A 3719-nucleotide genomic window follows, 5' to 3' on the forward strand; every position below is an offset into this window, starting at 1 on the left:
GCGTAATGCCGGTCACTTAAGCATTTTTATGAATACAAATTCATTTTTGTGCTTCAAAGGATAATGAAGGAATCAGGCTTATAGCGCTATTTTTCTTCATCGAAGGCCCAAATTCACGGGCCTCATTTCCTTAAGTGACCGGCATTACGCCGAAGCGTGCCTTTTTTGATCGTCGGGTGAGATGTAATTACTGATTACGTTCGCGGTCGATGGCGCGATAACCGATGTCTTTGCGGCAGAAACTACCTTCCCAATGAATGTCTTTCGCTAAATCATAAGCGCGTGCCTGGGCTGCTTCCACCGTTTTACCCAATGCCGTCACACATAACACGCGACCGCCATTAGTGACCACACGTTCATCCTGCAAACGGGTCCCGGCGTGGAAGACTTTACCATCCGGCACTTCTTCCAGCGGCAGGCCATGAATAACGTCTCCGGTTTTATAATCAGCAGGGTAGCCACCGGCTGCGAGCACGACACCCAGAGACGGTCGCGGATCCCACTCAGATGTTTTATCACCCAGACGACCTTCAGCACCGGCCAGGCATAAATCCACAAGATCAGAACGCAGACGTAACATGATCGGCTGAGTTTCCGGATCGCCGAAACGGCAGTTGAACTCGATCACTTTCGGCTGGCCGTCGGCTGAAATCATCAGACCGGCATACAGGAAACCGGTATAAGTGTTATTTTCCGCCGCCATACCGCGAACAGTCGGCCAGATGACCTGATCCATCACGCGTTGATGGATTTCATCGGTTACGACCGGCGCCGGAGAATAGGCTCCCATGCCGCCCGTGTTCGGACCGCTGTCACCGTCACCCACGCGTTTGTGATCCTGACTGGTCGCCATCGGTAACACATTGCTGCCGTCGACCATGACGATGAAACTGGCTTCTTCGCCATCGAGGAATTCCTCGATAACAATGCGRTGACCTGCATCACCGAAAGCATTTCCCGCCAGCATGTCGTGAACGGCGTCTTCCGCTTCTTTCAACGTCATCGCAACAATGACGCCTTTACCTGCTGCCAGACCATCGGCTTTGATGACAATCGGTGCCCCCTTGCTACGCAGATAAGTCAGGGCGGGTTCGATTTCGGTGAAGTTCTGATAATCGGCACTTGGGATGTTATGACGAGCCAGAAAATCCTTAGTGAAGGCTTTAGAACCTTCCAGTTGCGCGGCTTCCTGCGTCGGGCCAAAAATTTTCAGACCGGCTGCACGGAAAGCATCAACCACGCCAATCACCAGCGGCGCTTCAGGGCCGACAATCGTCAGCCCGATGTCATGACTTTTAGCGAAAGCCAGCAAACCGGCGATGTCAGTGGCGGCGATGTCCACGTTTTCCAGCAACGGCTCCAGCGCGGTACCGGCGTTGCCTGGTGCAACAAAGACTTTATCAGCCAAAGGTGACTGCGATGCCTTCCATGCCAGTGCATGTTCACGCCCGCCGTTACCGATAATTAAAATATTCATTCGAAGACTCCGGTGAGCGGGCGCAACGCACCCGCTAAAAGAAAATTAATGACGGAAGTGGCGCATGTCGGTGAACAGCATCGCAATGCCGTGTTCGTTTGCCGCGGCGATCACTTCATCGTCACGGATAGAACCGCCTGGCTGGATAACACAGGTAATACCTACCGCTGCCGCAGCGTCGATACCGTCGCGGAACGGGAAGAAGGCATCAGAAGCCATTACGGAACCGGCTACTTCCAGGCCTTCGTCAGCGGCTTTAATACCGGCAATTTTAGCGGAGTAAACGCGGCTCATCTGGCCTGCGCCGATACCGATGGTCATTTTGTCTCGGGCATACACAATGGCGTTGGATTTGACGAATTTTGCGACTTTCCAGCAGAACAGGGCATCTGTCAGTTCCTGCTCTGTCGGCTGGCGCTCGGATACCACACGCAGATCAGCGGTATCAACCATACCCAAATCGCGATCCTGAACCAGCAGGCCGCCGTTAACACGTTTGAAGTCGAGCGCTTTCTGGCGACCTTCCCATTGTCCGCAGGTCAGTACACGAACGTTTTGTTTCGCGGCGGTGAGTGTCAGTGCCTCGGCACTTACCGATGGTGCGATGATCACTTCCACAAACTGACGGCTGATGATCGCTTTTGCCGTTTCAGCATCCAGTTCACGGTTGAAGGCGATAATGCCGCCGAAAGCTGAGGTCGGGTCAGTCTGATAGGCGCGTTCATAAGCTGCCAGTATGCTGTCGCCGATAGCAACGCCGCAAGGGTTGGCGTGTTTGACAATGACGCAGGCCGGTTCAGCAAACTCTTTCACACATTCCAGAGCCGCATCGGTATCCGCAATGTTGTTATAGGAAAGTGCTTTGCCCTGCAGCTGGGTAGAAGTGGCAACCGAAGCTTCGCTGACGTTCTCTTCTATATAGAAGGCAGCGTTCTGATGGCTGTTCTCGCCATAACGCATATCTTGTTTCTTTATATAGCTGAGATTCAGTGTGCGCGGGAACTGGCCGGAAGCCGATTCAGTATCACCGTGGTAAGCCGGAACCATCGTGCCAAAGTAGTTAGCAATCATGCCGTCGTAAGAGGCGGTGTGTTCAAAGGCTTTAATCGCCAGGTTGAAACGAGTCGCCAGCGTCAGCGAGCTGTTGTTGGCATCCATCTCTTCAATAATAGAAGCGTAATCGCTGCTCTTTACTACGATCGCCACATCTTTATGGTTCTTCGCTGCCGAGCGAACCATGGTAGGGCCGCCGATATCAATGTTTTCTACCGCATCTTCCAGTGAACAATCTGGACGTGCGACGGTTTGTGCGAACGGATAAAGGTTAACGACCACCATGTCGATTGGCGCAATGGAATGTTGTGCCATGATTTCATCATCTTTCCCGCGACGACCGAGGATGCCACCGTGAACTTTCGGGTGCAGGGTTTTGACGCGTCCATCCATCATTTCCGGGAAGCCAGTGTAGTCAGAGACTTCAGTGACTGGCAGGCCGGCTTTCGCCAACAGGCTGGCGGTGCCGCCAGTGGAAAGTAATTCAACGCCACGCGAAGACAGAGCCTGGGCGAATTCTACGATACCGGCTTTGTCAGAAACACTGAGCAGGGCACGGCGGATTGGACGAGATTGTTGCATGGTGGTTATATCCTTGGCTTTGGAGTCGCAGTAAAGAGCGTTATCTGAATTCAATGACGCTTTTCTTCTCTTTATATAGAGCAATTTGCAGAAAAACGCGGGATTGAGCTTGGATAACTTCCCTTCGGCGACTGACTTTTCATTTATTACCCCTAAAGGGCAGTGAAAACTGACGCGCGAAATTGTAGCGAAAACGATTGCGCGACGCTCGCAAAATTTGAGATTCCTGTGCCTCTGTGGATAAATCTGTGCAAAACACGGTATAAGCAGTGGGTTTGCTGTGTAATGCAGCAAACGGTGTTTTTTCTTAAAATTAGCCCTTGCGGCCTGCTGAGAACTCCCTATAATGCCGCTCCATCGACAGGGAACAACGTGAACAACATCACGAAGTGACCGGGTCGGAAAGATTAAAAACAGCGGCAACCGGATAAAATAAACGGTTGACACTGAATGAGGAAAGCGTAATATACGCCACCTCGAGTTAGCAAGCGAAAGCGCGTAACTCACTGCTCTTTAACAATTTATCAGACAATCTGTGTGGGCACTCACAAGACGATATCAGCCACCTCGGTGGCAAAAAATATCAAGTCTTAGAGTGACCAAGCAG

2 protein-coding genes are annotated in these 3719 nt (G+C 51.9%); both read right to left on the reverse strand.

Annotated elements, in window-relative coordinates; all coding sequences use genetic code 11:
• Positions 1-187: 187 nt before the first annotated feature.
• Positions 188-1477 carry a phosphoribosylamine--glycine ligase gene (gene purD, locus AC1DUO_RS23675; RefSeq protein WP_013577394.1) on the reverse strand — a complete coding sequence of 430 codons (1290 nt, stop codon included), beginning with the start codon at positions 1475-1477 and terminating at the stop codon, positions 188-190.
• Between the two features lie 45 nt (positions 1478-1522).
• Positions 1523-3112, reverse strand: coding sequence for a bifunctional phosphoribosylaminoimidazolecarboxamide formyltransferase/IMP cyclohydrolase (gene purH, locus AC1DUO_RS23680; protein ID WP_013577393.1), 1590 nt, complete (start codon positions 3110-3112; stop codon positions 1523-1525).
• Positions 3113-3719 lie beyond the last annotated feature (607 nt).

It is taken from the genome of Rahnella sp. P4_A8 (assembly GCF_056402435.1).

Bases quoted from the DNA above. Each gene is read 5' to 3' on its own strand.
- purH (WP_013577393.1), bottom strand. From the start codon at position 3,112: ATGCAACAATCTCGTCCAATCCGCCGTGCCCTGCTCAGTGTTTCTGAC.